The sequence below is a fragment of the Pseudoduganella guangdongensis genome (genome assembly GCF_009857475.1).
Classification (GTDB): Bacteria; Pseudomonadota; Gammaproteobacteria; order Burkholderiales; family Burkholderiaceae_D; genus Rugamonas; species Rugamonas guangdongensis.
Genome location: NZ_WWCJ01000006.1, coordinates 116,050 through 142,967 on the forward strand (window position 1 = coordinate 116,050; position 26,918 = coordinate 142,967).

Annotated in this window: 28 protein-coding genes and 1 pseudogene; 10 read left to right on the plus strand and 19 right to left on the minus strand. The window is 66.4% G+C overall.

Translation table 11 applies throughout. The features are described from left to right. Positions 1 to 27: 27 nt before the first annotated feature. The 3 genes from GTP41_RS09845 to GTP41_RS09855 all read right to left on the minus strand — a co-directional run bounded on the left by GTP41_RS09845 (position 28) and on the right by GTP41_RS09855 (position 3,428). A complete protein-coding gene (locus GTP41_RS09845; protein ID WP_161025410.1) occupies positions 28 to 1,608 on the minus strand; it encodes an aldehyde dehydrogenase (NADP(+)) in 1,581 nt (526 codons plus the stop codon). Then, entirely contained in the window at positions 1,608 to 2,519 is a 912-nt protein-coding gene (kdgD, locus tag GTP41_RS09850; RefSeq protein ID WP_161025411.1) for a 5-dehydro-4-deoxyglucarate dehydratase, read from the minus strand. The genes GTP41_RS09845 and kdgD overlap by 1 nt, the downstream gene beginning before the upstream one ends. A 177-nt stretch (positions 2,520 to 2,696) precedes the next feature. Further along, the gene (locus GTP41_RS09855) at positions 2,697 to 3,428 is read right to left on the minus strand and encodes a FadR/GntR family transcriptional regulator (RefSeq protein ID WP_161025412.1); all 732 of its coding nucleotides are present in this window, start codon (positions 3,426 to 3,428) and stop codon (positions 2,697 to 2,699) included. Between the two features lie 135 nt (positions 3,429 to 3,563). Here GTP41_RS09855 and GTP41_RS09860 point away from each other — a divergent pair, with 135 nt between their 5' ends. Beyond that, positions 3,564 to 4,265 carry a FadR/GntR family transcriptional regulator gene (locus GTP41_RS09860; protein ID WP_161025413.1) on the plus strand — a complete coding sequence of 234 codons (702 nt, stop codon included), beginning with the start codon at positions 3,564 to 3,566 and terminating at the stop codon, positions 4,263 to 4,265. 75 nt (positions 4,266 to 4,340) lie between these two features. After that, positions 4,341 to 6,113 carry a pectate lyase family protein gene (locus tag GTP41_RS09865; protein WP_161025414.1) on the plus strand — a complete coding sequence of 591 codons (1,773 nt, stop codon included), beginning with the start codon at positions 4,341 to 4,343 and terminating at the stop codon, positions 6,111 to 6,113. Here the strand turns inward: GTP41_RS09865 and GTP41_RS09870 are convergent. From GTP41_RS09870 to garD, 4 genes are read right to left on the minus strand one after another with little or no spacing between them, the layout of a single operon-like run. Continuing rightward, the gene (locus GTP41_RS09870; RefSeq protein ID WP_161025415.1) at positions 6,110 to 7,726 is read right to left on the minus strand and encodes a glycoside hydrolase family 43 protein; all 1,617 of its coding nucleotides are present in this window, start codon (positions 7,724 to 7,726) and stop codon (positions 6,110 to 6,112) included. The two genes, GTP41_RS09865 and GTP41_RS09870, sit on opposite strands and share 4 nt — an antisense overlap. After that, positions 7,723 to 8,607 (minus strand): aldose 1-epimerase, encoded by an 885-nt coding sequence (locus tag GTP41_RS09875; RefSeq protein WP_161025416.1) that lies wholly within the window; start codon positions 8,605 to 8,607, stop codon positions 7,723 to 7,725. The genes GTP41_RS09870 and GTP41_RS09875 overlap by 4 nt, the downstream gene beginning before the upstream one ends. Beyond that, entirely contained in the window at positions 8,604 to 9,419 is an 816-nt protein-coding gene (locus GTP41_RS09880; protein ID WP_161025417.1) for an NAD-dependent epimerase/dehydratase family protein, read from the minus strand. The genes GTP41_RS09875 and GTP41_RS09880 overlap by 4 nt, the downstream gene beginning before the upstream one ends. 16 nt (positions 9,420 to 9,435) lie before the next feature. Further along, positions 9,436 to 10,998 (minus strand): galactarate dehydratase, encoded by a 1,563-nt coding sequence (gene garD / locus GTP41_RS09885; protein WP_161025418.1) that lies wholly within the window; start codon positions 10,996 to 10,998, stop codon positions 9,436 to 9,438. 158 nt (positions 10,999 to 11,156) lie between these two features. Between garD and GTP41_RS09890 the strand changes: the two genes are divergently transcribed. The 4 genes from GTP41_RS09890 to GTP41_RS09905 all read left to right on the plus strand — a co-directional run bounded on the left by GTP41_RS09890 (position 11,157) and on the right by GTP41_RS09905 (position 14,732). Further along, complete coding sequence (locus GTP41_RS09890; protein WP_161025419.1) at positions 11,157 to 12,560, plus strand: glycoside hydrolase family 88/105 protein; 1,404 nt, start codon at positions 11,157 to 11,159, stop codon at positions 12,558 to 12,560. Between the two features lie 12 nt (positions 12,561 to 12,572). Continuing rightward, complete coding sequence (locus GTP41_RS09895) at positions 12,573 to 13,784, plus strand: BT3233 family polysaccharide utilization protein (RefSeq protein ID WP_161025420.1); 1,212 nt, start codon at positions 12,573 to 12,575, stop codon at positions 13,782 to 13,784. 83 nt (positions 13,785 to 13,867) lie between these two features. Further along, positions 13,868 to 14,383 carry a hypothetical protein gene (locus GTP41_RS09900; protein ID WP_161025421.1) on the plus strand — a complete coding sequence of 172 codons (516 nt, stop codon included), beginning with the start codon at positions 13,868 to 13,870 and terminating at the stop codon, positions 14,381 to 14,383. A gap of 10 nt (positions 14,384 to 14,393) precedes the next feature. Then, entirely contained in the window at positions 14,394 to 14,732 is a 339-nt protein-coding gene (locus tag GTP41_RS09905) for an HD-GYP domain-containing protein (RefSeq protein WP_229502809.1), read from the plus strand. 1 nt (position 14,733) lies between these two features. Here the strand turns inward: GTP41_RS09905 and tnpA are convergent. Further along, positions 14,734 to 15,137: pseudogene (tnpA, locus tag GTP41_RS09910) on the minus strand (IS200/IS605 family transposase). 21 nt (positions 15,138 to 15,158) lie between these two features. Between tnpA and GTP41_RS09915 the strand changes: the two are divergent. The 4 genes from GTP41_RS09915 (at position 15,159) to GTP41_RS09930 (ending at position 17,397) form a co-directional block, all read left to right on the plus strand. Beyond that, a complete protein-coding gene (locus tag GTP41_RS09915; RefSeq protein ID WP_161025423.1) occupies positions 15,159 to 16,382 on the plus strand; it encodes an RNA-guided endonuclease InsQ/TnpB family protein in 1,224 nt (407 codons plus the stop codon). Between the two features lie 77 nt (positions 16,383 to 16,459). Next, on the plus strand, positions 16,460 to 16,633 hold the full coding sequence (locus GTP41_RS09920; RefSeq protein WP_161025424.1) for a hypothetical protein: 174 nt from the start codon (positions 16,460 to 16,462) through the stop codon (positions 16,631 to 16,633). A 39-nt stretch (positions 16,634 to 16,672) separates the two neighbouring features. Then, complete coding sequence (locus GTP41_RS09925; RefSeq protein ID WP_161025425.1) at positions 16,673 to 16,882, plus strand: helix-turn-helix domain-containing protein; 210 nt, start codon at positions 16,673 to 16,675, stop codon at positions 16,880 to 16,882. An 11-nt stretch (positions 16,883 to 16,893) separates the two neighbouring features. Beyond that, on the plus strand, positions 16,894 to 17,397 hold the full coding sequence (locus GTP41_RS09930) for a Clp protease N-terminal domain-containing protein (protein WP_161025426.1): 504 nt from the start codon (positions 16,894 to 16,896) through the stop codon (positions 17,395 to 17,397). 6 nt (positions 17,398 to 17,403) lie between these two features. Here the strand turns inward: GTP41_RS09930 and GTP41_RS09935 are convergent, their stop codons facing one another. The 11 genes from GTP41_RS09935 to GTP41_RS09985 form a co-directional block, all read right to left on the minus strand. Beyond that, positions 17,404 to 18,795, minus strand: coding sequence for a serine hydrolase domain-containing protein (locus GTP41_RS09935; RefSeq protein WP_161025427.1), 1,392 nt, complete (start codon positions 18,793 to 18,795; stop codon positions 17,404 to 17,406). Further along, on the minus strand, positions 18,792 to 20,678 hold the full coding sequence (locus GTP41_RS09940) for an NHL repeat-containing protein (protein ID WP_161025428.1): 1,887 nt from the start codon (positions 20,676 to 20,678) through the stop codon (positions 18,792 to 18,794). The genes GTP41_RS09935 and GTP41_RS09940 overlap by 4 nt, the downstream gene beginning before the upstream one ends. 7 nt (positions 20,679 to 20,685) lie before the next feature. Next, positions 20,686 to 21,054, minus strand: a complete 369-nt coding sequence (locus GTP41_RS09945) for a YbaN family protein (RefSeq protein ID WP_161025429.1) — start codon at positions 21,052 to 21,054, stop codon at positions 20,686 to 20,688. A 7-nt stretch (positions 21,055 to 21,061) separates the two neighbouring features. Next, complete coding sequence (locus GTP41_RS09950) at positions 21,062 to 21,637, minus strand: MEDS domain-containing protein (protein ID WP_161025430.1); 576 nt, start codon at positions 21,635 to 21,637, stop codon at positions 21,062 to 21,064. A 66-nt stretch (positions 21,638 to 21,703) separates the two neighbouring features. Next, positions 21,704 to 22,012, minus strand: coding sequence for a cupin domain-containing protein (locus GTP41_RS09955; protein ID WP_161025431.1), 309 nt, complete (start codon positions 22,010 to 22,012; stop codon positions 21,704 to 21,706). Beyond that, positions 21,960 to 23,027 carry an FAD:protein FMN transferase gene (locus GTP41_RS09960; protein ID WP_161025432.1) on the minus strand — a complete coding sequence of 356 codons (1,068 nt, stop codon included), beginning with the start codon at positions 23,025 to 23,027 and terminating at the stop codon, positions 21,960 to 21,962. Before GTP41_RS09960 ends, GTP41_RS09955 begins: the two co-directional genes overlap by 53 nt. Positions 23,028 to 23,029: 2 nt before the next feature. Continuing rightward, positions 23,030 to 23,353 carry a c-type cytochrome gene (locus GTP41_RS09965; RefSeq protein ID WP_161025433.1) on the minus strand — a complete coding sequence of 108 codons (324 nt, stop codon included), beginning with the start codon at positions 23,351 to 23,353 and terminating at the stop codon, positions 23,030 to 23,032. A gap of 34 nt (positions 23,354 to 23,387) precedes the next feature. Further along, positions 23,388 to 23,906: a nitrous oxide reductase accessory protein NosL gene (locus tag GTP41_RS09970; protein ID WP_161025434.1), complete on the minus strand. Its 519-nt coding sequence runs from the start codon at positions 23,904 to 23,906 to the stop codon at positions 23,388 to 23,390. Beyond that, on the minus strand, positions 23,903 to 24,727 hold the full coding sequence (locus GTP41_RS09975) for an ABC transporter permease subunit (RefSeq protein WP_161025435.1): 825 nt from the start codon (positions 24,725 to 24,727) through the stop codon (positions 23,903 to 23,905). The genes GTP41_RS09970 and GTP41_RS09975 overlap by 4 nt, the downstream gene beginning before the upstream one ends. Then, the gene (locus GTP41_RS09980) at positions 24,711 to 25,631 is read right to left on the minus strand and encodes an ABC transporter ATP-binding protein (RefSeq protein WP_161025436.1); all 921 of its coding nucleotides are present in this window, start codon (positions 25,629 to 25,631) and stop codon (positions 24,711 to 24,713) included. The genes GTP41_RS09975 and GTP41_RS09980 overlap by 17 nt, the downstream gene beginning before the upstream one ends. Beyond that, the gene (locus tag GTP41_RS09985) at positions 25,612 to 26,916 is read right to left on the minus strand and encodes a nitrous oxide reductase family maturation protein NosD (protein WP_161025437.1); all 1,305 of its coding nucleotides are present in this window, start codon (positions 26,914 to 26,916) and stop codon (positions 25,612 to 25,614) included. Before GTP41_RS09985 ends, GTP41_RS09980 begins: the two co-directional genes overlap by 20 nt. Positions 26,917 to 26,918: the final 2 nt, after the last annotated feature.

Below are 26,918 nucleotides of genomic sequence, written 5' to 3' on the forward strand. Positions count from 1 at the left end.
GTGTCTCCCCCGGCCGTACTACACAAATTAAATTGCCGTGCGCAGCTCGCCATCCACAATGCGCGCCAGGCGCAGTGGATTATCGTCCCGCAAGGCCGCCGGCAGCAAGGCCTGCGGCACGTTCTGGTAGCTCACCGGACGCAGGAAGCGCTCTATCGCCATGGCGCCGACCGAGGTGGTGCGCGTGTCCGAGGTGGCCGGGAACGGGCCGCCATGCACCATCGCGTGGCACACTTCGACGCCGGTCGGGAAACCGTTGAACAGCACGCGGCCCGCCTTGCGCTCCAGCGTTGGCAGCAGCTTGGCGGCAAAGCCATGATCGTCCGCCGTGCAATGCACGGTGGCGGTCAGCTGGCCTTCCAGGCCGGCCGCCAGGCGCAGCACCTCGGCCTCGTCGCGGCAAGCGATCAGCAGCGAGGCCGGACCGAACACCTCCTCCTGCAGCGCGTGGCTGGCCAGGAAGGTCTCGGCATCGACGCGGAACAGCGCAGCTTGCGCGGCGCAGCCGGCGCCCTCCTGCTGCCCGGTGGCCAGTACCTGCACGCCGTCCACCTGCGACAGGCGCCCGACGCCGGACTGGTAGGCGCTGTGGATGCCGGCGGTCAGCATGGTGCCCGCCCCCTTCGGCTGCAGCGCGGCGGCGGCGGCGGCGGCAAAGCGGTCGAAGTCGGGACCGGCCACGCCGATCACCAGGCCGGGGTTGGTGCAGAACTGGCCCACGCCCATGGTCAGCGATTCAACGAAGGCCGCGCCCAGCGCCTCGGCACCGCCGGCCAGCACGGCCGGCAGCATGAAGACCGGGTTGATCGAGCTCATTTCGGCATAGACCGGGATCGGTTCCGGGCGCGCCGCAGCGGTGCGCATCAGCGCCGTGCCGCCCTGGCGCGAACCGGTAAAGCCCACCGCCTTGATCGACGGATGCGCCACCAGCGCCTGGCCCACGGTGCGGCCGTCGCCATGGATCATGGAGAACACGCCTTCCGGCAGGCCGCTGTCGGCAACCGCCTTCTGCACCGCGCGCGCCACCAGCTCCGAGGTGCCGGGGTGGGCGCCGTGCGCCTTCACCACCACCGGGCAGCCCGCTGCCAGCGCGGACGCCGTATCGCCGCCCGCCACCGAAAACGCCAGCGGGAAATTGGAAGCGCCGAACACCGCCACCGGGCCCACCGCGATCTTGCGCAGGCGCAGGTCGGGACGCGGCGGCGTGCGCTGCGGCAGCGCCGAATCCAGCGTCGCCTGCTGCCAGTGGCCGTCGCGCACCACTTTGGCGAACAGGCGCAGCTGGTTCACAGTGCGGCCGCGCTCACCTTCCAGGCGCGCTTGCGGCAGGCCGGTTTCGGCCATGGCACGCTCGGTCAGGGTGGCACCCAGCGCATCGATATTGTTCGCCACCGCCTCCAGGAAGGCAGCGCGCACTTCCGGCGTGGTGCTGCGGTAAGCGTCAAACGCCTGTTCCGCCAGCGCGCAAGCGCGCTCCACGTCCGCCGCGTCGGCCTGGCCGAACTGGGGCAGCATGGTCGCCTTGGTGGCCGGGTTAAAGGCCAGCTGGGTGCCGGCCGCGCCGCGCACCAGCTGCTGGCCGATGATCATTTCACCGGTGAGCTGCATTATTGGGCACCCTGCTTTTTGATCAGCGCCAGCAGCATGGCATCTTCTTCCGCCGTCATATCGGTCAGCGGAGGACGCACCGGACCGCCCGAATGACCCACCAGGCGCGCGCCGGCCTTCACGATCGAGACCGCGTAACCCGCCTTGCGGTTGCGGATCTCCAGGTAAGGCAGGAAGAATTCATCGAGCATGCGGTCGGTTTCGGCGGTATTGCCGGCGGCGGTCGCGTGGTAGAAGTCCATCGCCAGTTTCGGCACGAAGTTGAACACGGCCGACGAATAGACCGGCGTGCCCAGTGCCTTGTAGGCGCCGGCATACACTTCCGCAGTCGGCAGGCCGCCCAGGTAGGAGAAACGGTCGCCCAGCTTGCGGTAGATCTGCACCATCAGTTCGATATCGCCGATGCCGTCCTTGAAGCCGATCAGGTTCGGGCAGCGTTCGGCCAGGATCGCCAGCGAATTGGCCGACAGGCGGCAGTTGGCGCGGTTGTAGACGATGACGCCGATCTTCACGGAAGCGCAGACCGCCGCCACGTGCTCGATCAGGCCATCCTGGCTCGCCTCGGTCAGGTAATGCGGCAGCAGCAGCAAACCATCGGCGCCCAGGCGCTCCGCTTCCTGCGCCAGCGCGATCGCCTGGCGGGTCGGGCCGCCGGTACCGGCCAGCAGCGGCACCTTGCCACGGCAGCTATCCACCGCCACCTTGATCACTTCCGAATACTCCGGCGCGGTCAGCGAGAAGAACTCACCGGTGCCGCCCGCCGCGAACAGCGCGCTGGCGCCGTACGGCGCCAGCCACTCCAGGCGGCCGGCGTAGGACAGCGCATTGAAATTACCTTGCGCGTCAAAGTCCGTAATCGGGAAAGAAAGCAGGCCGGACGACATGACTTTTTTGAGTTCTTGCGGGGACATCGACATCATTGACTCCTTTGTGTGGTGTAGGAACAGACTTCAGTTGTAAGTCATCGTACAACTCAATCGAAGCGAACGCAAGCAAAATCGGGGTAAAAAATCGGGGTCAGGTCTGACAATCGGACAAATCTTGCGCTGCGCGCAAGATTTGTCCGATTGTCAGACCTGACCCCGAATTTAAGCGGCGCTTTCGAAGCGTTGCTGGGCTTGCAGCAGTCGTTCGCGCGAATTGGAAAGGTGGGTGCGCATGGCCGCGCGGGCAGCTTCCCCATCCTGGCGCTGGATGGCGCGGTAGATGTCTTCATGCTCGCGGTGCACGCGTTCGAGGTAGTCGGCCGGGCGGTCTTGCGCCAGGCCGGCGGTGTTGACGCGGGCGCGCGGAATGATGGCCTGCCCCAACTGGCCGAGGATGTCGACGAAGTAGCGGTTGCCGGTGGCCTTGGCGATCACCAGGTGGAAGCGGCGGTCGGCCTCCACCGAGGCGCGGCCCTGCTCCATGGCTTGCCGCATATCGCCCAGCGCCTGCGCCAGTTCGGCCACTTGTTCCTCGCTGCGGCGCGCGGCGGCCAGGCCGGCGGTCTCGGTTTCCATGCTGATGCGCAGCTCGAGGATGGCCAGCACGTCGCGCACGGTGACAATGCTCTCGGCATCGATCCCCAGGCCGCTCGCCTGGCGCGGCTTTTCCAGTACGAAGGTGCCGATGCCGTGGCGCGTCTGCACCAGGCCGGCCGCCTGCAGGTGCGAAATCGCCTCGCGCACCACGGTGCGGCTCACGCCGTGCTGCTCCATGATGGCCGATTCGGTCGGCAGCTTGTCGCCGGGCTTCAGCACGCCGCCGTTGATGCTGGCGCTGATTTGTTCGACCACGCCCTGGGCCAGGGTGTGTCGCTTGCGGGGAAGGATAGTCATGTCCCCATTATACACGCGAGAAAGACGTCAGACATCCTATCAGAGACATCTTATTCCGGGCTTTTCTTGCGAAATTGGCCAGACCAAATTAAAATCGGGCGACCATTTCCCCCCTCTATAAAAGGCCTTGGCCGCATGAATAAGAAGACTGTCGCAACGGAGTCACATCCAGCCAGCGAACAACGCCTGTACCGCGTGGTCGCGGCGAAGATCCAGGACCTGATCCGCGCTGAAAACATCAAGCCCGGCACCCGCTTGCCGGCCGAGCGCGAACTGTCGGTGAAACTGAACGTCAGCCGCGCTTCCCTGCGCGAGGCGCTGATTGCGCTGGAGCTGTCCGGCGTGGTGGAAGTGCGCGGCGGTTCGGGCGTGTACGTGAGCGAGCAGACCACCGCCCCGTCCGACGTGACCGAGGGCGGCCCCGGTCCGTTCGAGGTGCTGGCGGCGCGCCGCCTGATCGAATCCGAAGTGGCGGCGATTGCGGCCAAGATGGCGACCGATTCGGCCATCGACGCCATCCTGCGCGCGGCGGCGGATATGGAGCGCCACCACGACGACCGCGCCAGCAACGAGCAGGCCGACCGCAACTTCCACCTGGCTATTGCGCGCGCCACCGGCAATACGGCGCTGGTGGGCGTGGTGGAGACGCTGTGGAACCAGCGCGGCACCATGTGGCATAAGCTGAAAGAGCACTTCCAGACCGAGGAACTGCGCCAGCACACGCTGGACGACCACCGCAACATCGTGGCGGCCATCGCGGCGCACGATGCGGCCGGCGCGCGCCAGGCCATGCGCGCCCACCTGGAACGCGTCACCAAAACCTTCTCGCGCGGTTGATTAAAATATTTGGCCTGACCACTTGATTGTGCGGTCAGGCCAAAATAGAATGGGCTTATCCTTTGGAGGAGCCTCATGCTGCGCCACGTCCTGCTTTCCCTTGCCTGCCTCACTTCCCTCTCCGCCGCGCAGGCGGCTGACCGCATCATCCTGACCGGCGATTCGACCGTCGCCAGCGGCGGCGGCTACGGCGACTACTTGTGCCGCCGCCAGCGCCCCGGCACGCAATGCCTCAACCTGGCCAAGAACGGCCGCAGCTCCGGCTCCTTCCGCGCGGAAGGGCGCTGGGACGAGGTGCAGGCCTTGCTGCGCAATAGCGCAGGTTTCAACCAGACCTATGTGCTGATGCAGTTTGGCCACAACGACCAGCCGGGCAAACCGGGGCGTTCGACGGACCTGGTGCGCGAGTACCCGGCCAACCTGGCGCGCTACGTGGCGGACGTGAAGGCGGGCGGCGGCGTGCCGGTGCTGGTGACGTCCCTCACCCGCCGCAGCTTCCGCAACGGCTACGTGTGGAACGACCTGGCGCCGTGGGCGGCGGCGGCGCGCGAGGTGGCGCGGCGCGAGGGTGCCGCCCTGCTGGACCTGAATGCCTTGTCGCTGGCTGCGGTGCAGGAAATGGGGCCTGAGCAGGCCGATACGCTGGCCGCGCCCAAGGGCGCCGGTTTCGATTACACCCACCTCGGGCCGAAGGGCGGCCGCTTCTTCGGCGATATGGCGGCGCGCGAGCTGGTGCGCCTGTTCCCTGCCCTCGGCCCGCTGGTCGATCCGGCCGATACGGCGCGCGGATTGGCGCGCGAGCACGCACCGGCCGATGGCTGGGCGGGCATGGAGGGCGGCACGCAGGGCGGCGCTGCCGCCGCTGCCGGCGCGGTGCATACGATCGGCACGCGCGCGGAGCTGCTGGCGGCGCTCAAGACTGCCGATGCGGCCCGCATCATCCAGGTGCGCGGCACCATCGACATGGCGGACGGCGCCAAGCCGGGCGTGGTGCGGCTGCCTTCCAACACCACGCTGATCGGGCTGGGCGAGGATGCGGGGTTCGTGAACGCCAGCCTGCAGCTGTCGAATGTGAGTCAGGTCATCATCCGCAACCTGTCGATCCGCAATCCCTGCGATCCCGCGCCGAAATGGGATGCGCAGGATGGCGCCAACGGCAACTGGAATTCGGTCTATGACGGCATCGCGGTCTCCGGCTCGCACCATGTGTGGATCGACCATAACAGCTTTACCGATGCGCCGCACACGGACGGCCAGGCGCCGCGTGAGAATGGCATGCTGAAACAGTGCCACGACGGCGCGCTGGATATTACCGGCGGTTCGGACTTTGTCACCGTGTCGTACAACCATTTCTCGCTGCACGAGAAGAACACGCTGGTGGGCGCCAGCGATGCCGCCATCGGCGATGAGGGCCACTTGCGCGTGACGTTTGCCAACAACTTCTTCGACCATGTTTCGACCCGCGCGCCGCGCGTGCGCTTCGGGCAGGTGCATTTGCTGAACAACTTCCATAAGGGCTCGCGCAAGCATGCGGAATATGCGCATGGCTACAGCGTGGGCATCGCCAAACAGGCGCGCGTGATTATTGATGCCAATGCCTACGAGATCGAGGGTGCGCGCGGCTGCGGCGATGTACTGCGCAATCCCGGCGGCGCCGATGCCGGCGCAGTGCTCGATCGCGGCTCGCAGCTGAATGGCAAGGCGCTGGTGGAATGCGGTTTGGCGGGCGACGTCGGCTGGAGCGTGCCATATCGCTTCACCGCCCTGCCGGCGGCGGATGTGCAGCCCAACGTCATGTCCAACGCCGGCGCCGGCCGCCTTGGCCTGCTGCGCCCTGCGCCGCGCTAAGGGGTGATGCGCAGGTAGTCGATGTCGGCATGGGCGCCGTTGGCGCCGCGTGCGAACAGGGCGATCTGGGCGCCGACCCAGCGCCCCATGGCGGCGTTGAATGGAACGCCGATGGGCGTGTAGAGCTTGCCGTCGGCGCTGAAGGCGAAAGTGGTTTGGCCGCTGGCGGCGACTTGCATTTGCAGGTGCATGGCCGGCGCCGGCGCGGGCAGGACGGCGCTGTCCTGTTCCTGGCATTTCTCGTTGGCCGCTTCGCAGCGTACCTGCACGATACGCACCACGCCGTCTTCGCGGCGCAGGCCTAACCAGGCGTAATTTTGTCCATACATCGCCAGGCCTGCCGCATCACCATCGGCGACAGCATGCAGTTCCAGTTTCGCGACGGCGGTGAAGGCGGGTGCGGGAAGCTTTTGCGTCAACACGGAGGGCATGGCTCGCAGCGGAGCATGGCCGCCAGGCACAGGCTGCGCGTGCAGGCGCAGATGGCCGGCGCGGGCGGCTAGCGAGTACCAGGCAGGTTGCGGATTGGCGACCCATTGCCACTGCGGGGCAAGCTGCGCCGCGTCGAACTCGTCGCCGACGGCGGGAGATGGCGCGCCCAGCGCATTCGCTCCGCGTGTGACCGGCTTGGCATGCTCGATCACCGGCTGCCCCACGCCGCTCCTGGCGGAAGGTTCGCCGATGATCGGCCAGCCGTCTGCCTGCCAGCGCATAGGCTGCAGGTGTACCACGCGGCCAAAGGCGCGCTTGTCCTGGAAGTGGAAGAACCAGTCGCTGCCATCTTCAGCGCGCACCCATGCGCCCTGGTGCGGGCCGTTGGTGGCGCTCGCGCCCTGCTCCATCACGATGCGGGCTTCGTAGGGGCCGTCGACATGCCGTGAGCGGAACACCGACTGCCAGCCGAACTCCACGCCGCCTGCTGGCGCGAACACGTAGTACCAGCCATTGTGCTTGTAGAACTTGGGGCCTTCCAGCGTCTTGTAGCCGGGCAGCGCGTTGCCGTCGATGACGACACGGCTCACGTCGTCCAGCATGCGGCTGCCATCCGGCGCCATGGAGCGCAGGCTAAGCACGTTGTTAAAGCCTGCGCGCGATCTCGCCCAGCCGTGCAGCAGCCAGGCCTTGCCGTCGTCGTCCCACAATGGCGTGGGGTCGATCAGGCCCTTGCCGGCCATGAGCAGGCGCGGCTTGCTCCAGGGCCCGGCGAAGGTTTGTGCGGTGATGACGTAGATGCCGTGGTCCGGGTCGGGATAGAAGATCCAGAACTTGCCGGCATGGTGGCGCAGGCTCGGGGCCCAGACGCCTTTGCCGTGCTGCGGCGTGCGGAAGGCGGCTTCCGGCACCAATCGCGGCAGCGCGTGGCCGACCAGGCGCCAGTTCACCATATCGTCCGATTCCAGCAGCGGCAAGCCGGGCACGTTGCTGAAACTGGAGGAGGTCATGTAATAGCGCTTGCCGACGCGGATGGCGTCCGGATCGGAGTAGTCGGCGTGCAGGATGGGGTTGCGGTAGCGGCCATTGCCGAGGTCGGGCGTCCAGGGCGCGGCGGAGGCGGAAACGGCGGCCCCGGCCAACGCGGCGGCGCCCAGCGCTGCCATCAGCAACTTGTTCATGCGATGTCCTCGACGGCGAAGGTCACGGTGCGCCACAGGTCCTGGCCCGGCGCCAGCACGGTCAGGCCATTGGCGACCGCGCCGTCCGGCAGGTTGAAGGCGTTGATTGGATGATCCACCGGCTCGAAGCAGAAGAAGTCTTTGCCCGGCGGTGCGTACAGGATGTAATAGCCCATGTCGGCCTCGATGCGCAGGCGCAGCTTGCGCGCGGGCCAGTCGATCTGCGCGCGGCCATCCCAGCCGGTGAAGGCGTTGTCCACGCCTTCACGCGGCAAGGGGCGCGGCGCGGCGCTGGAGAAGTCCCACGCGGCGGGCGGCGCCACGCGTTGGCTGGGCAGCTTGTCGGCGCCGGACAACCAGACGCCATCCGCAGCGGCGCGCAGGCGCGCCTCCTCCGGGTGCGGCAGCCACGGGTGCAGGCCCAGGCCGAACGGCAACGCGTGGGCGCCATTATTGGTGGCCTTCAGCGTCACGCGCAGGCTGTCGGCGGACAAGGCGTACGCCATGTGGGCGGTAAAGGCGAAGGGCGACGCATCGCGGCGGTAGAGCGACAGCACCACGCTGGATTCGTCGCGCGATTCGACTTGCCATGGCAGGCGCCAGCCATCGCCGTGGATCGGGCATGGTTCGCCTTCACGCGTCGGCGCGGGCGTGTAGCGGCGACCTTCGAATTCAAAGCCGCCGGGGGCAATGCGGTTGGACCAGGGAACCAGCGGGAAGCAGGCCAGCTGGCCCGGCAAGGGTTGCGCCACGCCGTCTGGCGCCGGACGCAGGACCGGCTGCGGCGTGCCGTCGGCAGCTAGCCGGTCGAAACGCGCCAGGCCGCCGCCGGCGGCGGGCAAGACCACCGCCCGCAGGCCGCCCTTGCGCAGCTCGATCATTTGAACATCGGGCCGTCGAGCAGGAACTTGCCGCCCTGGTAGATGGTGGTCACATCGTCCTTGGCCGGGAACTCGCTGCTGTCCGGGAACAGGTGCGCGAACTTGGCCGAGGAATCTTTCGGGCGGTAGCCCAGGTGCGCGGCGTAGCGGTTATCCCACCACACGGAATCGTTGTCCGACATACCGAACACGATGGTATGGCCGACGCGCGGCGCGAACAGCGAGCAGCGCAGCAGCTCGGTCAGGTCGTCGTAAGACAGGTAGGTGGACATCATGCGCTTGTTGGCCGGCTGCGGGAAGCTGGAGCCGATGCGGATGCACACGGTCTCGATGCCGAAACGGTCGTAGTAGTAGCGCGACATCTGCTCGCCGAACACCTTGGAAATGCCGTACATGCTGTCCGGGCGGGTCGGCATGTTCGCATCCAGCATGTCAGTGGTCTTGTAGTAGCCGATGGCGTGATTCGAGCTGGCGAACATCAGGCGCTTCACGCCGTGCTTGTAGGCCGCCTCGTACAGGTTGGCCACGCCCAGGATATTGGCCTGCATGATGGCCTCGAACGGCGCCTCGGTCGAGATGCCGCCGAAGTGCAGCACCGCATCCACGCCCTCCATCAGCGCCATCACCGCCGCCTTGTCGGACAAATCACAGCGCACCAGTTCCTCGCCCGGACGCGCCTCGCCCATGTCGGCGATATCGCTCAGTCGCACCACATCGGCCCACGGCTTGATGCGGTCGCGCAGCACCTTGCCCAGGCCGCCGGCGGCGCCGGTCATCAGGATGCGCTTGAAGGGTTTTGCGGTTTGCGTCATAGTCTTTTACTCCGTATCAGGTAACCGGCGCGGGGTTGAACAGCGCCAGCGAATTATGGATCTTCCAGTGTTCGGCCCAGGTCTTTTTGCCGCTCGCCACATCGAGCATCAGGCGGAACAGCTCCCAGCCGATGTCCTCGATGGTGGCTTCGCCGCTGGCAATGCGGCCGGCGTTCACGTCCATCAGGTCGTGCCAGCGCTGCGCCAGGTCGTTGCGGGTGGCGACTTTAATCACCGGCACCGCCGCCAGGCCGTAAGGCGTGCCGCGACCGGTGGTGAAGACGTGGATATTCATGCCCGCCGCCATCTGCAGCGTGCCGCAAATGAAGTCGCTGGCCGGGGTGGCGGCGTAGATCAGGCCTTTCCGCGCCAGCTTTTCGCCCGGCGACAGCACGCCGTGGATGGCGCCCGAGCCGGACTTGACGATCGAACCCATGGCTTTTTCCACGATGTTCGACAGGCCGCCCTTCTTGTTGCCCGGCGTGGTGTTGGCGCTGCGGTCAACGCTGCCGCGCTTCAGGTAATCGTCGTACCACTGCATCTCGCGGATCATGGCCTGCGCCACTTCCGGCGTTTCCGCGCGCGAGGTGAGCTGGTCGATGCCGTCGCGCACCTCGGTCACTTCGGAGAACATCACGGCGGCGCCGGCGCGCACCAGCAAGTCGGTGGCAAAGCCCACCGCAGGGTTGGCGGTCACGCCGGAGAAGGCGTCGCTGCCGCCGCACTGCACCCCCACCACCAGCTCCGAGGCAGGCACGGTTTCGCGCTTGCGCGCGTTCAGAATTTTCAAGTGGTGCTCGGCGGTCTGCATGATCGACTCGATCATCGACATGAAGCCGACATGGGCGCCGTCCTGCAGGCAGACCACATCCGGCTCGCCGGCCGGCGCGTTCGCGTTGGACGAGGTGATCGGGATCGAACCGGCCGGGAACAGGCGGGTCGGCGGCAGCTTTTCGCAGCCCAGCGACACCACCATGACCTGGTTGCCGAAGTTCGGGTTCTTGCTGATATTGCGCAGCGTGCGGATCGGCACGTCGGCGCCCGGCGCATCGATCGCCACGCCGCAGCCGTAAATATGCTCCAGCCCCACCACGTCGTCCACGTTCGGGTAGCGCGGCAGCAGTTCTTCCTTGATGCGCTTGACCGCAAAGTCCACCACGCCCGAGACGCACTGCACGGTGGTGGTCACGGCCAGGATATTGCGCGTGCCGACCGAACCGTCGGCATTGCGGTAGCCCTCGAAGGTGTAGCCTTCCAGCGGCGGCAGCGGGGCCGGCTTGCGGGTGCCGATCGGCAGGCCGTCCAGCGAACGGGCGCCGGGCATGCGCAGCACCTTTTCCGACACCCAGGAGCCGCGCGGAATGGCGTGGTCGGCATAGCCGATGGTCACGTTGTAGCGCGTCACCGCATCGCCCTCGGCCAGGTCGGCCAGCGCCACCTTGTGCCCCTGCGGCACGCCTTCCACCAGCACCAGGCCGTCCTCAAACACCGAGCCGGCCGGCAAGCCGCCGTCATTGACCACGATGGCAACATTGTCTGCCTCGTGCATCTTGATGTAGCGTGCGCCTGTAATTGTCATGTTCTTTTTTCCTTTGCGGGTCCTGGCCTTCGTTTTCAGTATGCCACACAAAAAACGCGATTGGCTAGTCCACCTTGCAGTTTTGGTCTGACCAAATTAGAATGGCCTGACCAGATGACGCACTTTCACCACACTTAAAACGTCGCACCCGGAGACCTATGAAGCCGAATTTGCCCCTGCTCGCAGCCGCCCTGGCCTGCCTGTTCGCCCTCAGCCCGGCGCATGCCGAAGGCCCTTACCGCAATCCCGACAACAAGAACCCGAACGACCAGGGTGAAGGAACCTATCCGGTGCCGTACAAGATGCCGCCGGTGGCCGAGATCAGCGCCACCCTGCACAAGGTGCGCGGCTATATGGACAGCGTGACGCCGACCCGCGTCATCAGCAAAAAAACCGGCGCCGCCATCAGCGACCTGAAAACCCCGGTGGCCGACGCGATTTTCGAGCCGAGCAAGGGCGACTTCGGCATCCAGGTGTATGAAATGGGCGTAGTGCACGCCGGCCTGCTGCGCGCCGCCGAAGCCACCGGCGACAAGAGCTTCACCGCCATGACCGAGCGCCACTTCAACTTCTTCAAGGAGACCAAGGGCTACTTCGCGGCGCAGGAAAAGCTGTTCAAGCTGGAACGCGCCAACAGTTTCTCGCGCTTCCTCGACCCGCGCTCGCTGGACGACTCGGGTTCGATGTGCGCGGCCCTGATGCGCGCGCGCGCCGCCAAAATCGGCCCGGACCTGGCCGACATGATCGCCACCTGCAGCGACTGGGTCGCCAACAAGCAATTCCGCCTGAAGGACGGCACCCTGGCGCGCAAACGCCCGCAAGCTGAATCGCTGTGGGGCGACGACCTGTATATGAGCGTACCGGCGCTGGCCGAAATGGGGCGCATGACCGGCAAGCAGGCCTACTTCGACGACGCGGTGAAAAATGTGCTGAACATGTCCGGCTACCTGTTCAACCCGCAGACCAACCTGTACACCCACGGCTGGCACGCCGGCATGCACGACGCGCCGAACTTCTACTGGTCGCGCGCCAATGGCTGGTCGGTGCTGGCCATGTCCGACCTGCTGGACGTGCTGCCGAAAGACCATCCCGGCTATCCCAAGGTGCTGGCGCAACTGCGCCTGGCGCTGAAGGGCATCGCCGAGCGCCAGTCCGGCAGCGGCCTGTGGCACCAGATGATCGACCGCAACGACTCCTACCTGGAGACCTCGGCCTCCGCCATCTTCACCTATGTGATCGCGCACGCGGTCAACCAGGGCTGGGTGTCGCCGGCACCGTATGGCTCCATCGCGCAAGCCGGCTGGGCGGGCCTGCAGACCAAGATCACCGACAAGGGCGAAGTGGAAGGCACCTGCGTCGGCACCACGCTGGCCGGCGACATGGTGTACTACTACAACCGCCCCACCAGCAAACACGCCCTGCACGGCTACGGCCCGGTGCTGCTGGCCGGCGCCGAGATGATCAAGCTGGTCTCCAATCCCAAGCTCGACATCCAGTTCCGCGTGCGCACCTACCACTACCTGCCGAAGGGCGGCACCACCGACTACCGCGAGCACCACTAAGGAGCACTGGCGATGAAAACCACCCGCATCCTGGCCGCATTGGCCGCAGCACTGCCCGCGCTGGGCGCCAGCGCCGCCGAACGCCTGGCCATCACGCTGCAGCACGACCTCGACATCGCGCGCCCGTCCGAGACGGTGACCGTGCCCTGGTCGGAAGTGAACAAGGCCCTGCCGCACGCGCTGGTGCAAAAGATCGCCGTGCGCGACGCCAAGGGTCGCGTGGTGCCGCACCAGGTCACCAATGTGGCGCCGCAGGCCAAGGATCCGCAGAATATCGGCATCGCCTACGGCGAGCTGATTTTCCAGCACAGCTTCAAGGCCGGCGAAAAGAGCGCCAGCTACACCGTGGAAAAGATCGACACCGTGGCGCCACCCGCGCCGCCGCAGACCTTCGCCCGCTACGTGCAGGAGCGGCTTGACGATTTCGCCTGGGAGAACGACAAGCTCGCGCACCGCACCTACGGCCCCGCCCTGGCCGCGCCCGCGCCGGCCGGCGTGGTGAAGGAAGTGCTGGTCACGTCCGGCCTCGACCTGTGGTTCAAGCGCGTGCCCTACCCCATTGTCGACCGCTGGTACAACAAAGGCCACGACCATTACCACCATGACGAAGGCGAAGGCATGGACATGTACAACGTGGGCCGCTCGCGCGGCGCCGGCGGCACCGGCGTCTGGCAAGGCGGCAAACTGTACGTCTCCACCAACTACGCCGGCTGGAAGGTGCTGGCCAACGGCCCGGTACGCACGGTGTTCGAGTTGTCTTACGCCGCCTGGGACGCGGCCGGCCTGCCGGTCACCGAAACCAAGCGCTTCACGGTGGACGCCGGCCATCAGCTCGACATGATCGAATCGACCTTCAGCTACGCCGGCGAGCAGGCGCTGACGGTGGCCGTTGGCCTGAACAAGAACCCCGCCGACAAAGGCCAGAGCCCGCAGATCGCCACCAAACGCGAAGGCCAGGTGCTGCTGCAATGGATCGAACAAGCCAGCAACGGCGCCTTCGGCACCGCCGTCATCGTGCCGGGCGCGCAAGGCTTCGCCGAGGATGCATTGAATGAGCTGATCCTCGCCCCGGCCAGCGCCGGCAAGCCGCTGCGCTACTACGCCGGCGGCGCCTGGAGCCGCGCCGGCGACATCACCAGCCGCGCGCAATGGGAGAGCTACGTCGCCAACGCCGCCACCCGCGCCGCCAACCCGATCCGCATACGCCTTAACAACACCCCGTAAATGTCCATCCTGGGGTCAGGAAGAAAAGTGGACATTTTCTGAGAAAATGTCCACTTCCGTTCCTGACCCCGAGGTGGACAAAAATGGCTAGCGAGTTGCAAGCGATGGAGGTGCCGGGCGAGAGCCCGCACTTCGTGCGTTCGGTGACGGAGATGGGCGATACGCGCGATGTCGTCGCCAGCGAGGATATCTACGCCAGCAATGGCACCAAGCTGCTGGCCAAGGGTGCGCGTATCGATAGCAAGCAGTTCGAAAAACTGACGCGCTATAAGCTGTCGGCGCCATTGGACCAGGTGCTGTCGTCGGAAAAGGCGACCGATGCGGAAGCGCTGGCCATCGAGTTTGATCGCTTGCTGGAGCACGAAGGGCCCTACCGCCAATTGCTGGCGCGCGCCGGCGATCCGCGCCAGCTTAAACATTGCACCGCCAACCTGCGGCTGCATTCCACCCTGGAGCTGTGCCTGACCGTCATGTCGGACAAGCATCCGGAAATGTTCGTGCACACCCTGCATAGCGCCGTGATTGCCTTTGCCTGCCCCCAGCGCATGGGCGTGGCGCCTGGCGAGCTGCCGGCTGCTGCTGGGGGCCTTGTGCCATGACTTCGGCGAGATGCATACCGATCCCCATATTCTGGACCAATCGCACCAGATCACGGCCGATGAACGCCGTTTCGTCCACGCCCATCCTTTAACCGGCTACCTGCTACTGAAGGATTTGAAGGGCTTTCCGCCGTCCGCCGCCAAGGCGGTGCTGCAGCACCATGAACGGCTCGATGGCAGCGGTTATCCGCACGGCCTGCGTGGCGAACAGGTGGACAAGCTGGCGCGCATCGTGGCGGCGGCCGACGTGACGGAGGCGGTGCTGCGCCGGCTTGATCCAATGCGCGGCAAACCCCGTCGTTCAAGGCGGGGTCAAGAGCGCGGACGGCGCAGCCGTCCATTCTATTGAGTTAATGCGGAGTTTGCTGTTGCTCTATGTATTGTCGGATGACGGCATTAGGAGCGCCGCCACATAGGAGGGTGACCATAAAGCGCCACCCTATAATTTCTGCCGTATGCTTGGGTAGTTCTTTTTACGGATCACCCGGCTGGAAGCGCCTTTCAGGCTATTCACCAGGCACGACACCGCAACCTTGGGCGGGTAGTTCACCAGCAGGTGAACATGATCGTCCTCGCCATCGAATTCCACCAGTTCCGCCTCGAAGTCAGTGCAGACGCGGTCAAGGATCTGGCGTAAGTCATCCAATATCGCCCGTGTGAAGACGTGGCGGCGGTATTTGGTGACAAAGACTAAATGGATATGCATCATAAAGACGCAATGTCTGCCATGGCGGAGCTCGCTTGAACTGTCCATAGGCCAAACTATACTGAAGGGATGCTACGCCTTCAAGCCTTCCGCTTCGAACTGCTTCCCAATGGCCAACAGCGACACGCCATGTGCCGCTTCGCGGGTGCGTGCCGCCACGTCTTCAACAAAGCATTGGCGATCCAGCAGGAAAACCATGCCGCGGGCAAGTCCTACATCGGCTATGTGGCGATGGCCAAGCTGCTGACCGCATGGCGCAATGGCCTGGAAACGCCCTGGTTGCGGGAGGCGCCTTGTCACCCCTTGCAGCATGCGCTAAAACACCTCGATCAAGCGTTCAAGAACTTCTTCGCCCAACGTGCGGCCTATCCGCGCTTCAAGCGCAAAGGACGCGGCGATGCGTTCCGCTTCCCGGATGCCAAACAGATCAAACTTGACCAAGGGAATAGCCGCATTTTCCTGCCCAAGCTGGGCTGGCTGCGTTATTGGAATAGCCGTATGGTGCTAGGTGAAGTACGCAATGTGACGGTGCGCTGCGTTGCGGGGAAGTGGTTTATTTCGATCCAGACGCAACGCGATGTCGAATCCGTGCCAACAGCGGCAACGAGCGCGGTGGGGATCGATGTGGGCGTGGTCCGGTTTGCGACATTAAGTGACGGCACTCCCGTCGAACCGACGAACTGTTTTAAGCGCCATCAGCAGCGCTTGGCCAGGTATCAACGGCAAATGAGCCGCAAGGTGAAGTTCAGCAAGAACTGGCGCAAGGCCAAGGCGCGTGTGCAGCGACTGCACGTGCGCATCGCCAACATGCGCCGCGACTTTCTGCATAAAGCCAGCACGACGATCAGTGCCGGCCATGCGATTGTTTGTATTGAGGATCTGCAGATAGGCAATATGGTCAGGTCTGCCAGGGGCACAGTACAACAAGTGGGCAAGCAAGTAGCGCAAAAGCGTGGTTTGAACCGCAGCATCCTGGATCAGGGCTGGGGCGAATTCAGGCGCCAACTGGCCTATAAAATGACGTGGGGAGGTGGCACACTGCTCGCAGTGCCACCACACCACACGAGCCAGACTTGCCCCTGTTGCGGTCACGTGGCAGCAGCAAACCGCCGCACTCAAGCCGCGTTCGAATGTATCGCATGCGGCTATCAAAACCACGCCGACGTGGTGGGTGCCATCAACATCCTAGAGCGGGGACTCCGCTTGCTAGCCTGTGGAGAGCCGGTGCATCCAGGCCACTCTGTGAAGCAGGAACCCGCCGATGCGATTGGACAAGTTTGTCCAGCGCAGTAGGAATCCTCGCCCTTTCCGCGCAAGCGGTGGCCGAAGGCCGAGGGCGAGGAGGATGTCAACCGGATAACCTGGCCAGCATGCTGACTCTGGTGCAGGACGATCCTGCCATGCTGGCGGAGCTGCGCGCCCTGCTGGACGAGATGGATTGGCTGCTGGTCGACCTGGCCAATGAGATCGACCGCCGCTCGCCGGAACTGGATGGCTTGTCGGCCGGCGCGCTGAAAGACTTGCAGGGCTTCCTGCGTCAATAAAAGTTGACAGCCCGGATATCGTCAACTAGAGTTGACGATATGACGACACTGAAATCACTTCCCTCACCTGACGATCCGGCCGAGGCGCTGGCGGCTGTGGTGGCGCTGCGCGTGATGGCCGACCGGCTCGAGCGCAGCGCGGTCGATGCCGCCCTGGCGCAGGGCTGGAGCTGGGCCCAAATCGCGGAAGCTCTCGGCGTGTCGAAGCAGGCCGCGCATAAGCGCCTGTCGCGCCCCGACCATCCATAGGAGACGCCACCATGTTCACCAGCATTAAACGCCGCCTGGCCGATATGGCCACCATCAAAACCTTGTGCATGGCAGCGGAACGGCATGCCAACGCCGAAGGCCGGCAGCAGCCGGGCGCGGAACACTTTATCCTGGCTGCGCTGGAACTGCCGGACGGCAGCGCCGCCGCAGCATTCCGCCGCTTGCAGGCCGATCCGGCCGCCTTCCGCGCGGCGATCGAGCGGCAGTATGAGGATGCGTTGTCCGGTGTTGGCGGCGGCGCGGCGCTGCCGGATGCCGTGCCGGTGACGGCGGATGGTGGCGTGTACCGGGCCGGCGCCTCGGGCCAGGCGCTGTTGCAGGCGCTGGCGGCGCAAGATAAGGCGGGCCAGCCGCTGCTGGGCGCGCACGTGCTGCTGGCGGCCAGCGCTGCGCAGCAGGGTGTGGCTGTGCGCGCCCTGCGCGCGATGGGGATCACGCCGGACGCGCTGGCGCATGCGGCGCGGCAGGAAACCGCCACCCACGCAGCGCGCTAATCGGGCTTATTTGAGGCGCAATTCGGCCGGACCGGACGACGTCTGTAGCGCCAACACGTCGCCTGCCGTCTTGCCGGGGTAGATGCCGACCGGCGTCACGAAGTAGGCGGCGCCGTCGCCCGGCCGGCTGTAGGCGACGATGGCGGGCGGCGCGCCCTTGCGTGCCACGGCTTGGCCCAGCGCGTGGTCGGCCGAGAGCTCGGCCTTGCAATAGGCGCCTTCGCGTGTGAAGCGCACCCTTCCCTTGATGTCCTCGTTGCGCCAGCGGCCATGGTAGGCGCGCGTGCCTTCGCGGCAGGCGGCACCGGCCGCTGCCGCCTGCGTCGCCCCTTGTGCCGGCAGGTACGCGTCCAGCAGCGATTCCGCGGTCTGCGCCACCGCCGATACGAAGCTGGCGTTGGCCAGCAGGCTGACAGCCGCTTTCTGCGCGGGGTAGACGCTAAGCTGGGAACGCCCGCCCTCGATCGCGCCGGCGTGGTGGAAGTACGTCCTGCCGTAGTAATCGGTGCTGACGCGCCAGCCGATGGCCTGCTGGTAGTCCTTGCCGCCGATGCCGGTGCCATTGGCGAACTGCTGCTGCGTGGTGAAACTGGCCAGCGTACGCGGACTGATGAAGGCGGGATCGAGCGTCTTCAGGCCGAAACGCGCGATGTCGGGCGCATTGGCCAGCATGCCGCCGCCCGACCATTTGTGGGTGATGTTACGGCGCGCTTGCTCGCTGCCATCGGCCGTATACAACTGCGACCATTTGGCGCCCACCGGGGCCAGCAGCTCCGCCTGCAGCGATGGCGTGCCGGCCAATTGCGCGGTGCCCGACAGCAGCGCCAGGAAGTCCTGGCGCGCGGCCTTCTCCATCACCGCCGACAACAGGTTGTAGCCGTAGCTGGAATACACGTAGGTGGTGCCTGGCACGCTTTGCAGCGGCCGGTCCCGGAACACTGCCAGCCCTTCGCCGACCGACTTGTAGGGTTGTGCGCGATCGTCGAAGCGCTCGTCGCCGAACTCGTAATGTCCCATGCCGGACGTGTGGGTGGCCAGCTGCAGCGGCGTGAACTCGTGCTGCTTGGCGGGATAGTCGGGCAGGTAGGTGCGCACCGGCCGCTGCAGGTCGATCTTGCCCTGGTCGACCAGGCGCGCCAGCATGGCGATGGTGACGAACTTGGAGACGCTGCCCAGGCGGAATTCGGTCTCCTGCGTGACGGGCAGCTTGCGCGCCGCGTCGGCGTAGCCGGCTTCGCCATGCCAGGCCAACTGGCCGTCGCGCACAATGGCGGCGGCCATGCCGGTGACGCCGGACTGGCGCTGGAACTCCTTGAGCAGTAGGTCAGGCAGGGTCTGCGCCTGGGCCGCGGAAGCGGCGGCCAGCAGCACGGGCAATGCGGTGAAAACAGCCTTCATGGTTTCATCCTCAGGATCGTGCGTTCAGTTGCGAGATACAGCACGCCCTTGCGGTCCACGGCCAGGGCGCGCAGTTTGCCGACTGCCGCGAACAGGTCTTGGTCCTCTGTGCTGACTTCGCTGTCCGCCGACATCCTGCGCAAGATACCATCGTCGAGCAGATAAAGGTTGTTTTGCGCGTCCGCCACGGCGTGCGTGATGCGGCGGAAGCGCGCCATCAGTCCGGCGCCGTCGCTGGCGCCTTTACGTTCGCGGCTGCCCGCCGCCAGCAACTGGTGGCCGTCGCTGCCGACGCGCGTCAGGTAGTGCCCGTGCAGCATGTACACCGCGTCGCTGGGCGCCACCAGCACGTCGCCGCAGCCGTCGGCGCCTTGCAGCGCGATCTTGCGTGCCACGCCGCGCGGGCGGATGCGCCACAGCACATTGTCGGCGCAGTACCAGGCCTGGCCGTTGGCGTCGGCGGCGATGCCGTGCCGGCCCAGGCCAGTCAGCACGAACGGTTCGGCGTCCTGCGCCACGTAGGCCCAGATGCGGCGCAGCGCGGGGGCGAAACCGGTCTGTTCGGGCGCCATGCCGGGCGGGCCGCTGACGAAGGAAATCATGCCTTCGGTGCTGACCCCGGCCAGGGCGCCGTTGGCGGTGACGAAGACGCCGGTGCTGGGGCGCGCCGCCATGAAGCCGTGCAGGTCGACCTGGGCGGCGGCCTGCCCTTCGCGCAGCTTGCGGAAGCCGCCTTCCTGCTGCAGCGTGCGCACCATGCCGTCCTTGTCGAGGCGGCGCAGCTGGTCGCCGTCCAGCACGTACAGGCCGCCGTCGCGGCCCACGGCGAGGCGGCTGATGTCGCCGAAGCGCGCTTGCAGGGCGGGCCCGTCGCGGTTGAGCGAGGCGGCGTATTGCAGCGGCAGCGGCTGCGGCTCGCCGCGCGCGTTCCAGCTGGCGGCCGCCAGGCGTTCGGCCAGCAGCAGGTGCAGGTTGCCGTCGCCATCGACCGCCGCGCCGGACAGCTCGCCGGTCACGTCGCCGGCGCCGAGCAAGGGAGCGATCATGCCGTTGCGTTCAATGCGGTAGATGCTGCCGGTGGCGGGTACGGTCGCCAGCAGGCGGCCTTGCGGGTCGGCAGCCATCTGGCCGGATGGCAGCTGGGCTGCTGCGCGCGGCGTCAGCGGCATGCTGGGGGCGTGGTAGCGGCGCAGGCATTTGCCGCGCACGCAGCCATCGGCCGCCGCCGCGGCAGGGCCAGGCGCGGCGTGCGTGGCGGCCGGCGCCAGCAGCTCCTGCCAGGCGCCACGGTTGTCGATGCGCAGCGCCATGGCGGCGTCGTGCACGATGATGCCGCCGCGCCGGTCGATGGCCACGCCTTGCGGCTGCAGCGGCAAGTGCTGCGCCACGGTGCTGACCACGCCGTTGCCGGCGATCCTGCGCAACGCGCGGTTGCCGGCGTCGGCCACCAGCAGGCTGCCCGACGCCTCCAGCGCCAGGCCGGCCGGCTGATTGAAACCAGCCAGGATGCCCTTGCCGTCGCCCTTCCCCGCCGTGCCGGCATGGCCGGCCACGGTGCGCACCTCGCCCGCCGCCGATATCGCCTTCACGACGTGGTTGCCGGCATCGGCCACGAACAGCGTGCCATCCGGCCCTAGCGCCAGCCCGGCCGGGGCGATGAAGCGTCCCGGCAGCGTGGCCAGCGTGCCGTCCGCGCGCAGCACGCGCACGGAAGCGCCCTCGGTGAAGTAGACGGCGCCATCGCGCCCGGCGGCAATACCGCGCGGCGCATCCAGCGGCGCGGCATGCAGCGCCACCGGCGCACCGGCCAGCACCTCCACGGAGGCGGCGTTAGCGAAAGAGGCATGGGCCAGCAGCGCGGCGGCTGCGGCAAGGGCAATCAAGCGGGTCTTAATCATCCTGCGGATGGGAAGTGGGAAGGCGCAGCAGGTAGCAGGTCACGCCGCACGCGATCAGGAACAGCATGACCTTGAGCGCCAGGTGGGGCACTTTGTACATCGAGTAGGCCATGGACGGCCACATCATCGCCATGGCCAGGATCTTGCCGCGCAGCGGGATGCCGCGCCCGTCCTCGTAGTCGCGCAGGTAGCGGCCGAAGCGGCCGTGCGTGCGCAGCCAGTTGTGCATGCGGTCCGAACTGCGCGCGAAACAGGCCGACGCCAGCAGCAGGAAGGGCGTGGTTGGCAGCAGCGGCAGGAATATCCCCAGGACCGCCAGTACCAGGAACAGGCAGCCAAGAGTGACCAGGACGATTTTCATCGCCCCATTATAGCGGCGGGCAGACCCTCGTATGCGAGTGGCACACATCGCGGCAGCCGGCGCCGTCGCCCTGGTCGAAGCTGGCCTTGGGGTAGGCGCAGAACAGCGGGAAGGACTCACGCTGGCACAACTGCGTCCACAGGTGCTCCAGGCGCATGGTGGCGCGCTGCAGGCCGTCGTCCCACAGCAGGGCCACCATCTCGCCGAAGGCGCGCACCGTCGCATGGTTTTCGCGCGCCTTGCCCATCAATTCAGCGATGGTGTCGTTGAAGCGCGCCTCGGCCGGCCAGCCGTCGAACATGAAGCGCGCCAGCGTGGCGCGCGCATCGCGCACAATGTACTGCCCGCGCAGGGAGGCCTGCGCCACGTCGATGCCCTTGCCCTCCAGCCGCTGCGCCAGCGCCGCGCGGTGCGCCGGCGTGGCAATGACGATAACCGCCTCGTTGCCGCGGAAGCCCGCCATGACAAACGCTTCCAGCGTGTCGAGGAAATCCTCCTCGTCCTCGTACACCTGTACGCTATGGTCGCAATGGGACGTATGCTGCCAGAACTCGTCGATCGCTTCGCGCCGTGTTGCTTCCATGCCCCTGTCTCCTTGGTTTAATCACCAAGAGTAACAGATGAAAGGCGCCATAAAATGCGCGCTTTGTCACCGGCGCGAATGCAGGTGGACGGCCAGCCACATGGCGCCGTCCGATACGCGCAGCACCGTGTGCGGCGTGCGCGCGGGCAGGAACAGGTAGTCGCCCGCCTTCAGCGGCTGCGCCTCTCCCGCCACCTCGAGCAGCGCTTCGCCCTGCAGCAGCACGACCCATTCGTCCTGCTCCTGCACGTATTCCTGCGCTGTGATTTTTGATGTGCTGACGATGCGCTCGATCACCAGGTTCTGGTGCGACAGCAGCGTGTCAAATCTTTCTCCCGCCGCCGGCGGCTGGGCATTCTCGTACAGGTTCCCCATGTCCTTTTCCCTGGTCAGTGCGCGCCAGCATGGCCGGCGTGGCATGCACGCGGCCCTGGGCATCGATCAGCATGGCCTGGTCCAGGCCAAGCCGCTGCGCCATTTCACACCAGCCTTGCGGACCGACCACGAACAGCGGCTTGGAATTGCCGTCCGAACGCAGACCGGGGTCCGCGCCGCCGGAAGTGATGATGGTAACCGATGCCACCAGGTCCACCGTCTGACCGGTGCGGGCGTCGATGATATGGGCGTGGCGTTTGCCGCCTTTCATGAAGTAGCGCTCGTAGTCGCCGCTGGTGCCGATCGCCTCGTTGTCGCGCAGGGCGACGCGCGCCACCATTTGCGGCCCGCGCGGGTCGCGGATGCCGACCATCCAGGGACGGTCGCCCGGCTGGCCCAGCGCGATGGCGTTGCCGCCAACGTTGACCAGGGCCGCCTTGACGTGGGCCGCGCGCAGGATCTGCGCCGCGCGGTCCAGCGCATAGCCCTTGGCGTAGCCGCCGAAGTCGAGCATCACGGCGCGATTGCGGCTGCTGACCCGGTTGCCCTCGAATTGCAGGTCGGCCATGCGCGGCCTGGCCTGCACCAGGCGCGCGATTTCGGCATCCTTCGCGCCGGCGTCCTTGATATCGCTGCTCTGGAAGCCCCAGGCGCGGATCAGGCGCCCGATGGCGGGGTTGAAGGTGTCGCCGGAGCGCTGCGCCAGATCGCTGGCGGAGCGCAGCAGGCTGACCATCTCCTGGTCCGCCTCGAACGGCTCGCCGCGCGCAATGGCGTCGTTCAGCGCCGTCAGCTGGCTGGGCTGCCAGGCGTGGTACTTGTGGTGCAGCCGGTCGAACTCGCGCAGTACGGCGGCGCCCTGCTCCTGCGCCTCCTTGGCGGAAGGGCCGTAGATGCTGACCTCCACCTGCGTGCCGAACACATGGCCCTGCACGCGGTGCACTGCATCCTTCTCCGCGCAAGCCACCAGCAGGGGTAGCAGCGCGGCGCAAGCCAACCAGCTGCGGTGCCGCATGATCAGGTCTTGATCATGAAGTCGATGGCAGCTTTCACCTCATCGTCCTTCAGGCCTGGATTGCCACCCTTGGGCGGCATCATCTTGAAGCCTTGCAGGCCGTGGGTGTACAGCATTTCCTTGCCTTGCTTGACGCGCGGCGCCCAGGCGGCCTTGTCGCCGGCTTTCGGCGCGCCCAGCACGCCAGCGGCGTGGCAGGAGGCGCAGTTGGCGGCGTAGACCTTCTCGCCGTTGACGCCGCCCTTGGCGGCAGGGGCTGCGGCCAGGGCAGCCGGCGCCAGCATGGCGGCGGCGATGGCAAGGGTCAGGGTGTGCAATGCTTTCATGATTGTCTTCCTCTAGGTTGGTGGTAAAAAATGTTCAGCGCATGGAGTTGTCGCTGGCGTCGTGCGCCGGCTGGGTGCCCAGCTTGAGCATGGCCGGGCGGATATCCGCGAAGGGCAGCACGCGGCCGCCCTCGCGCCGGGCAAAGGCTTGCGCGTCCTCCTGCCGGGCAAAGGTGCCGATGGTCGGGCCCATGGCGCCTTCGGCGCGGCTGTCCAGCACGTAAAAAGCGCTGCGGGCCTCGATCCAGTGGCCGCGCGGCTTGTGCCAGTCGGCCTTGCCCATGTCCTGCACGTAGCTGGCGCCGATGCCCTGCTGCCCTTCTTCGCCGAACAGCACTTCAAACAATTCGGCCAGGCTGCAGAAGAAATCGACGCGCCCGCCGTGATAGGCGATCTGCGCTTTCGGGCCGGGGTAGTCCTTGATGCTCATGCCGTCCAGCGCGCACACGGCATCGTCGGCCGGCTCGCTGGCGGCGAGGCTGCGCGCCGCGTCGCCGCAGGCCGACAGCAGGAGGAAGGCGCCGATGGCGGCGGCATAACGTGGGAACCTCATTTGAACCTCCAGCTGGCAATGGCAAAGGGAACGACGATCCAGGCCAGCATGACGCCAGCCAGCAGCGCCGGATTGGTCATATGCTCGGGCATCACGGTGGCCAGGCCGTACAGGCCCTGCACCTGCTCCGAGCTGAAAATGTTCAGCAGGCGGAAGACGTCGGCCGGGTTCAGCATCAGCAAGGCGCCGAACACGCTGCTATCGAGCGCGCCCTGCGACAGCACCAGCACGCCCATCAGCACCATGTCGAACACCAGCACGAACAGGAACCACATGCCGATCGCCAGGCCGCTGGCGCGGATGCGGTTGTGCGCCAGCACCGACAGGCAGAGCGAGAGGCTGAGGAAAGCCAGGCCCAGCAGGATGGCGCTACCGGCGAAGCCGAAGAAGTGCAGGGCGTCGCGCGCATCCAGCTTATCCATCAGCACCAGCAGGGCGGCGCCGAAACCGAGCGCGGTGGCGCTTGCCAGGGCTGCCGACAGGCCGACGAACTTCCCGAGCAGCAGCTCGAAGCGCGTGATGGGCAGGGACAGCAGCAGCTCCAGCGAGCCGCGTTCGCGCTCGCCCACAATGGCGTCGTAGCCAAGCAGCAGCGCGATCAGCGGCACCAGGTAGGTGACCAGGCTGGAAAGGCTGACGATGGTGACGTCGATGCCGCGATAGCCCACGCTGCCCTGCTGCGCCATGCCGAACCAGGCGATGGCCAGGGCAAACACGGCGAATACCAGGGCCACCGCCAGTACCCAGCGGTTGCGCAGGCGGTCGCGGAATTCGCGGGCGGCGATGGTGCCCGCTGCCGACCAGTCAAGCCGCGCGCGCATGGCGTCCTCCCAGTCCGAAGAACAGGTCTTCCAGCGACGGCTCGTGGATGGCCACGTCGTCGATGGCGTCGTCCAGCGACGACAGCAGCTGCAGCACCTGCATTTTCTGGCGCGGCGCGCACGGCACGCGGATGCAGTCGCGCTCCACCCGCACCTGGTGGCCGCGCAGGGCGGCGATCACGCGCGCGGCGCCGCCGGAGCGCGCCACCAGGCGGATCTCGGCCGGCATCGAGGTGCCGGCGCGCAGTTGCGCCAGCGTGCCCTGCGCCGCCACCTTGCCGCCGCTCAGGATCACCAGCTCGTCGACCCGCTCCTGGATTTCGGCCAGGATGTGCGAGGTGATGACGATGGTGGCGCCCTCCGCGCGCAGCTGGTGCAGGATGCGGTAGAAGTCATGGATGCCGTCCGGGTCCAGGCCGTTGGTCGGCTCGTCCAGGAAGACCAGCTCCGGCGCGCCCAGCAGCAACTGGGCGAAGCCCAGGCGCTGGCGCATGCCCTTGGAATAGCCGCCCACGCGGCGCCCGGCCGCTGCGGCCAGGCCGACCCGCTCCAGCACATTGCCGCAGGCGCTGCGCGCCACCTTTTTCAGGTCGGCGAACAGGTGCAGCAGTTCCAGGCCGGTCAGGTTGTCGTAGGCGACAAAGCTCTCCGGCAGGTAGCCGATGCGGCGCCGCACGTCGCGGAAACCGGCGTCGCCGGTGGCCACGCCGCAGATGCGTACTTCGCCCGCGCTCGGCTCGATCAGGCCGAGCATCATTTTGAACAGCGTGCTCTTGCCCGCCCCGTTGTGCCCGATCAAACCAACCATACGGCCGCGCCCCACCGACAGGTCGATCCCGTCGACGGCTTGCACGGCGCCATAGCGCTTGCTTACGGCGCGCAAGTCAATCAGCTTGTCGTCCATGCCATTTTCTCCATTCGGTGTTCCAGGGCTGCATGCGGGCGTGCTGGTCGATCACGCTCGGCGCGCGCAGCAGCGGGAATTGCCGCGACACGAAGCGCAGCGTTTGTACGGCCGGGCTGCTCAGCAAAAGCTTGAGCAGCGGGTATTGCCAGTGCAGGCGGTCGACCACATCGTTGGCCTGGTACAGCACATCGCCCTGGCCGTCGTTGTCCTGGTCCCAGCCGCTGTAGTTGCTCCAGTAGTTGCCCCGGCTGCGGCCCCACTCGACGTCCTTCGAGGCCACGAATTTGACCTGCTCGGCGTTGTTGATAAAGTCGTTGCCATCCACAGCGTTGTTGCTGGAACCGGCGGTCAGGTGCACGCCGGTCTGGTTGCCGATCACCAGGTTGCCGCGCAGGGTGTTGAACTCGGCGTCGTAGATGAAGAAGCCGCGCCCGTTGCCGGACACGATATTGTTCTCGATGACGGAGTCCTGGATGGTGCGCAGCATGATGCCGTGGTCCTCGTTGCCCCAGGCGACGTTGTTGCGCACGGTGAGGTTGCGCACTTCCATCAGCGCCAGGCCGCCACGGCTCTGGTGCACGGTGTTGCCTTCCCAGATGCTGTCGTGGGTGTTCATGTAGTGCGTGCCGTAGCGCACGTGGTGCACGCGGTTGCCGCGGAAAGTGGCGCGGCGCGAGTAGTCGACATAGATGCCGTCGCGCGCGTAGCTGACGGTGTTGTCGATGACTTGCGTATCGTCGGTGTTGTAGACCTGGATGCCGTTGCCGCGCATTTGCGACATCAGGTCGCGGCGGCCGGTGATCAGGTTGCCTTGCAGGACGGCGTCGCGCGACTGTTCGAGCCAGATGCCGAACAGGTTGGTCACCAGGTCGCAGTTGCTGATGTTGATGCCGTCCGAGCCGGGCATGACGTAGATGCCGGCGTTTTGCGCGCCCAGGTCGATGCCGCTGTCGCGCACGATCAGGCCGCGAATCGTGACATCCTTGGCCTTGACGCGGATAACGTCGCCTTCATACGCGGCGCTGATGGTCGGTTTGCCGATACCTTCCAGCCGGATCGGCTTGTCGATGATGAGGCGTTCGCGGTAGGTGCCTTCGCGCACCTGCACGGTGTCGCCGGGGCGCGCCAGGCGGATGGCGGCGGCGATCGATTCGCCCTGCCGCACCTGCAGCACATGCGGGCGCGCCGAAACGGCGCCTGCCACGACTGGAGCGGCGCCGGCAGCCGGCAGTGCCGTGGTGAACGCGGCCAGGGCGGCCGCGCAAAGCCTGAGGACACTCATGG

Coding starts and splice junctions, on each gene's coding strand:
- GTP41_RS09845 (WP_161025410.1), bottom strand. CDS start 1,608: ATGCAGCTCACCGGTGAAATGATCATCGGCCAGCAGCTGGTGCGCGGC.
- kdgD (WP_161025411.1), bottom strand. CDS start 2,519: ATGTCCCCGCAAGAACTCAAAAAAGTCATGTCGTCCGGCCTGCTTTCT.
- GTP41_RS09855 (WP_161025412.1), bottom strand. CDS start 3,428: ATGACTATCCTTCCCCGCAAGCGACACACCCTGGCCCAGGGCGTGGTC.
- GTP41_RS09860 (WP_161025413.1), top strand. CDS start 3,564: ATGAATAAGAAGACTGTCGCAACGGAGTCACATCCAGCCAGCGAACAA.
- GTP41_RS09865 (WP_161025414.1), top strand. CDS start 4,341: ATGCTGCGCCACGTCCTGCTTTCCCTTGCCTGCCTCACTTCCCTCTCC.
- GTP41_RS09870 (WP_161025415.1), bottom strand. CDS start 7,726: ATGAACAAGTTGCTGATGGCAGCGCTGGGCGCCGCCGCGTTGGCCGGG.
- GTP41_RS09875 (WP_161025416.1), bottom strand. CDS start 8,607: ATGATCGAGCTGCGCAAGGGCGGCCTGCGGGCGGTGGTCTTGCCCGCC.
- GTP41_RS09880 (WP_161025417.1), bottom strand. CDS start 9,419: ATGACGCAAACCGCAAAACCCTTCAAGCGCATCCTGATGACCGGCGCC.
- garD (WP_161025418.1), bottom strand. CDS start 10,998: ATGACAATTACAGGCGCACGCTACATCAAGATGCACGAGGCAGACAAT.
- GTP41_RS09890 (WP_161025419.1), top strand. CDS start 11,157: ATGAAGCCGAATTTGCCCCTGCTCGCAGCCGCCCTGGCCTGCCTGTTC.
- GTP41_RS09895 (WP_161025420.1), top strand. CDS start 12,573: ATGAAAACCACCCGCATCCTGGCCGCATTGGCCGCAGCACTGCCCGCG.
- GTP41_RS09900 (WP_161025421.1), top strand. CDS start 13,868: ATGGCTAGCGAGTTGCAAGCGATGGAGGTGCCGGGCGAGAGCCCGCAC.
- GTP41_RS09905 (WP_229502809.1), top strand. CDS start 14,394: ATGCATACCGATCCCCATATTCTGGACCAATCGCACCAGATCACGGCC.
- GTP41_RS09915 (WP_161025423.1), top strand. CDS start 15,159: ATGCTACGCCTTCAAGCCTTCCGCTTCGAACTGCTTCCCAATGGCCAA.
- GTP41_RS09920 (WP_161025424.1), top strand. CDS start 16,460: ATGCTGACTCTGGTGCAGGACGATCCTGCCATGCTGGCGGAGCTGCGC.
- GTP41_RS09925 (WP_161025425.1), top strand. CDS start 16,673: ATGACGACACTGAAATCACTTCCCTCACCTGACGATCCGGCCGAGGCG.
- GTP41_RS09930 (WP_161025426.1), top strand. CDS start 16,894: ATGTTCACCAGCATTAAACGCCGCCTGGCCGATATGGCCACCATCAAA.
- GTP41_RS09935 (WP_161025427.1), bottom strand. CDS start 18,795: ATGAAGGCTGTTTTCACCGCATTGCCCGTGCTGCTGGCCGCCGCTTCC.
- GTP41_RS09945 (WP_161025429.1), bottom strand. CDS start 21,054: ATGAAAATCGTCCTGGTCACTCTTGGCTGCCTGTTCCTGGTACTGGCG.
- GTP41_RS09950 (WP_161025430.1), bottom strand. CDS start 21,637: ATGGAAGCAACACGGCGCGAAGCGATCGACGAGTTCTGGCAGCATACG.
- GTP41_RS09955 (WP_161025431.1), bottom strand. CDS start 22,012: ATGGGGAACCTGTACGAGAATGCCCAGCCGCCGGCGGCGGGAGAAAGA.
- GTP41_RS09960 (WP_161025432.1), bottom strand. CDS start 23,027: ATGCGGCACCGCAGCTGGTTGGCTTGCGCCGCGCTGCTACCCCTGCTG.
- GTP41_RS09965 (WP_161025433.1), bottom strand. CDS start 23,353: ATGAAAGCATTGCACACCCTGACCCTTGCCATCGCCGCCGCCATGCTG.
- GTP41_RS09970 (WP_161025434.1), bottom strand. CDS start 23,906: ATGAGGTTCCCACGTTATGCCGCCGCCATCGGCGCCTTCCTCCTGCTG.
- GTP41_RS09975 (WP_161025435.1), bottom strand. CDS start 24,727: ATGCGCGCGCGGCTTGACTGGTCGGCAGCGGGCACCATCGCCGCCCGC.
- GTP41_RS09980 (WP_161025436.1), bottom strand. CDS start 25,631: ATGGACGACAAGCTGATTGACTTGCGCGCCGTAAGCAAGCGCTATGGC.
- GTP41_RS09985 (WP_161025437.1), bottom strand. CDS start 26,916: ATGAGTGTCCTCAGGCTTTGCGCGGCCGCCCTGGCCGCGTTCACCACG.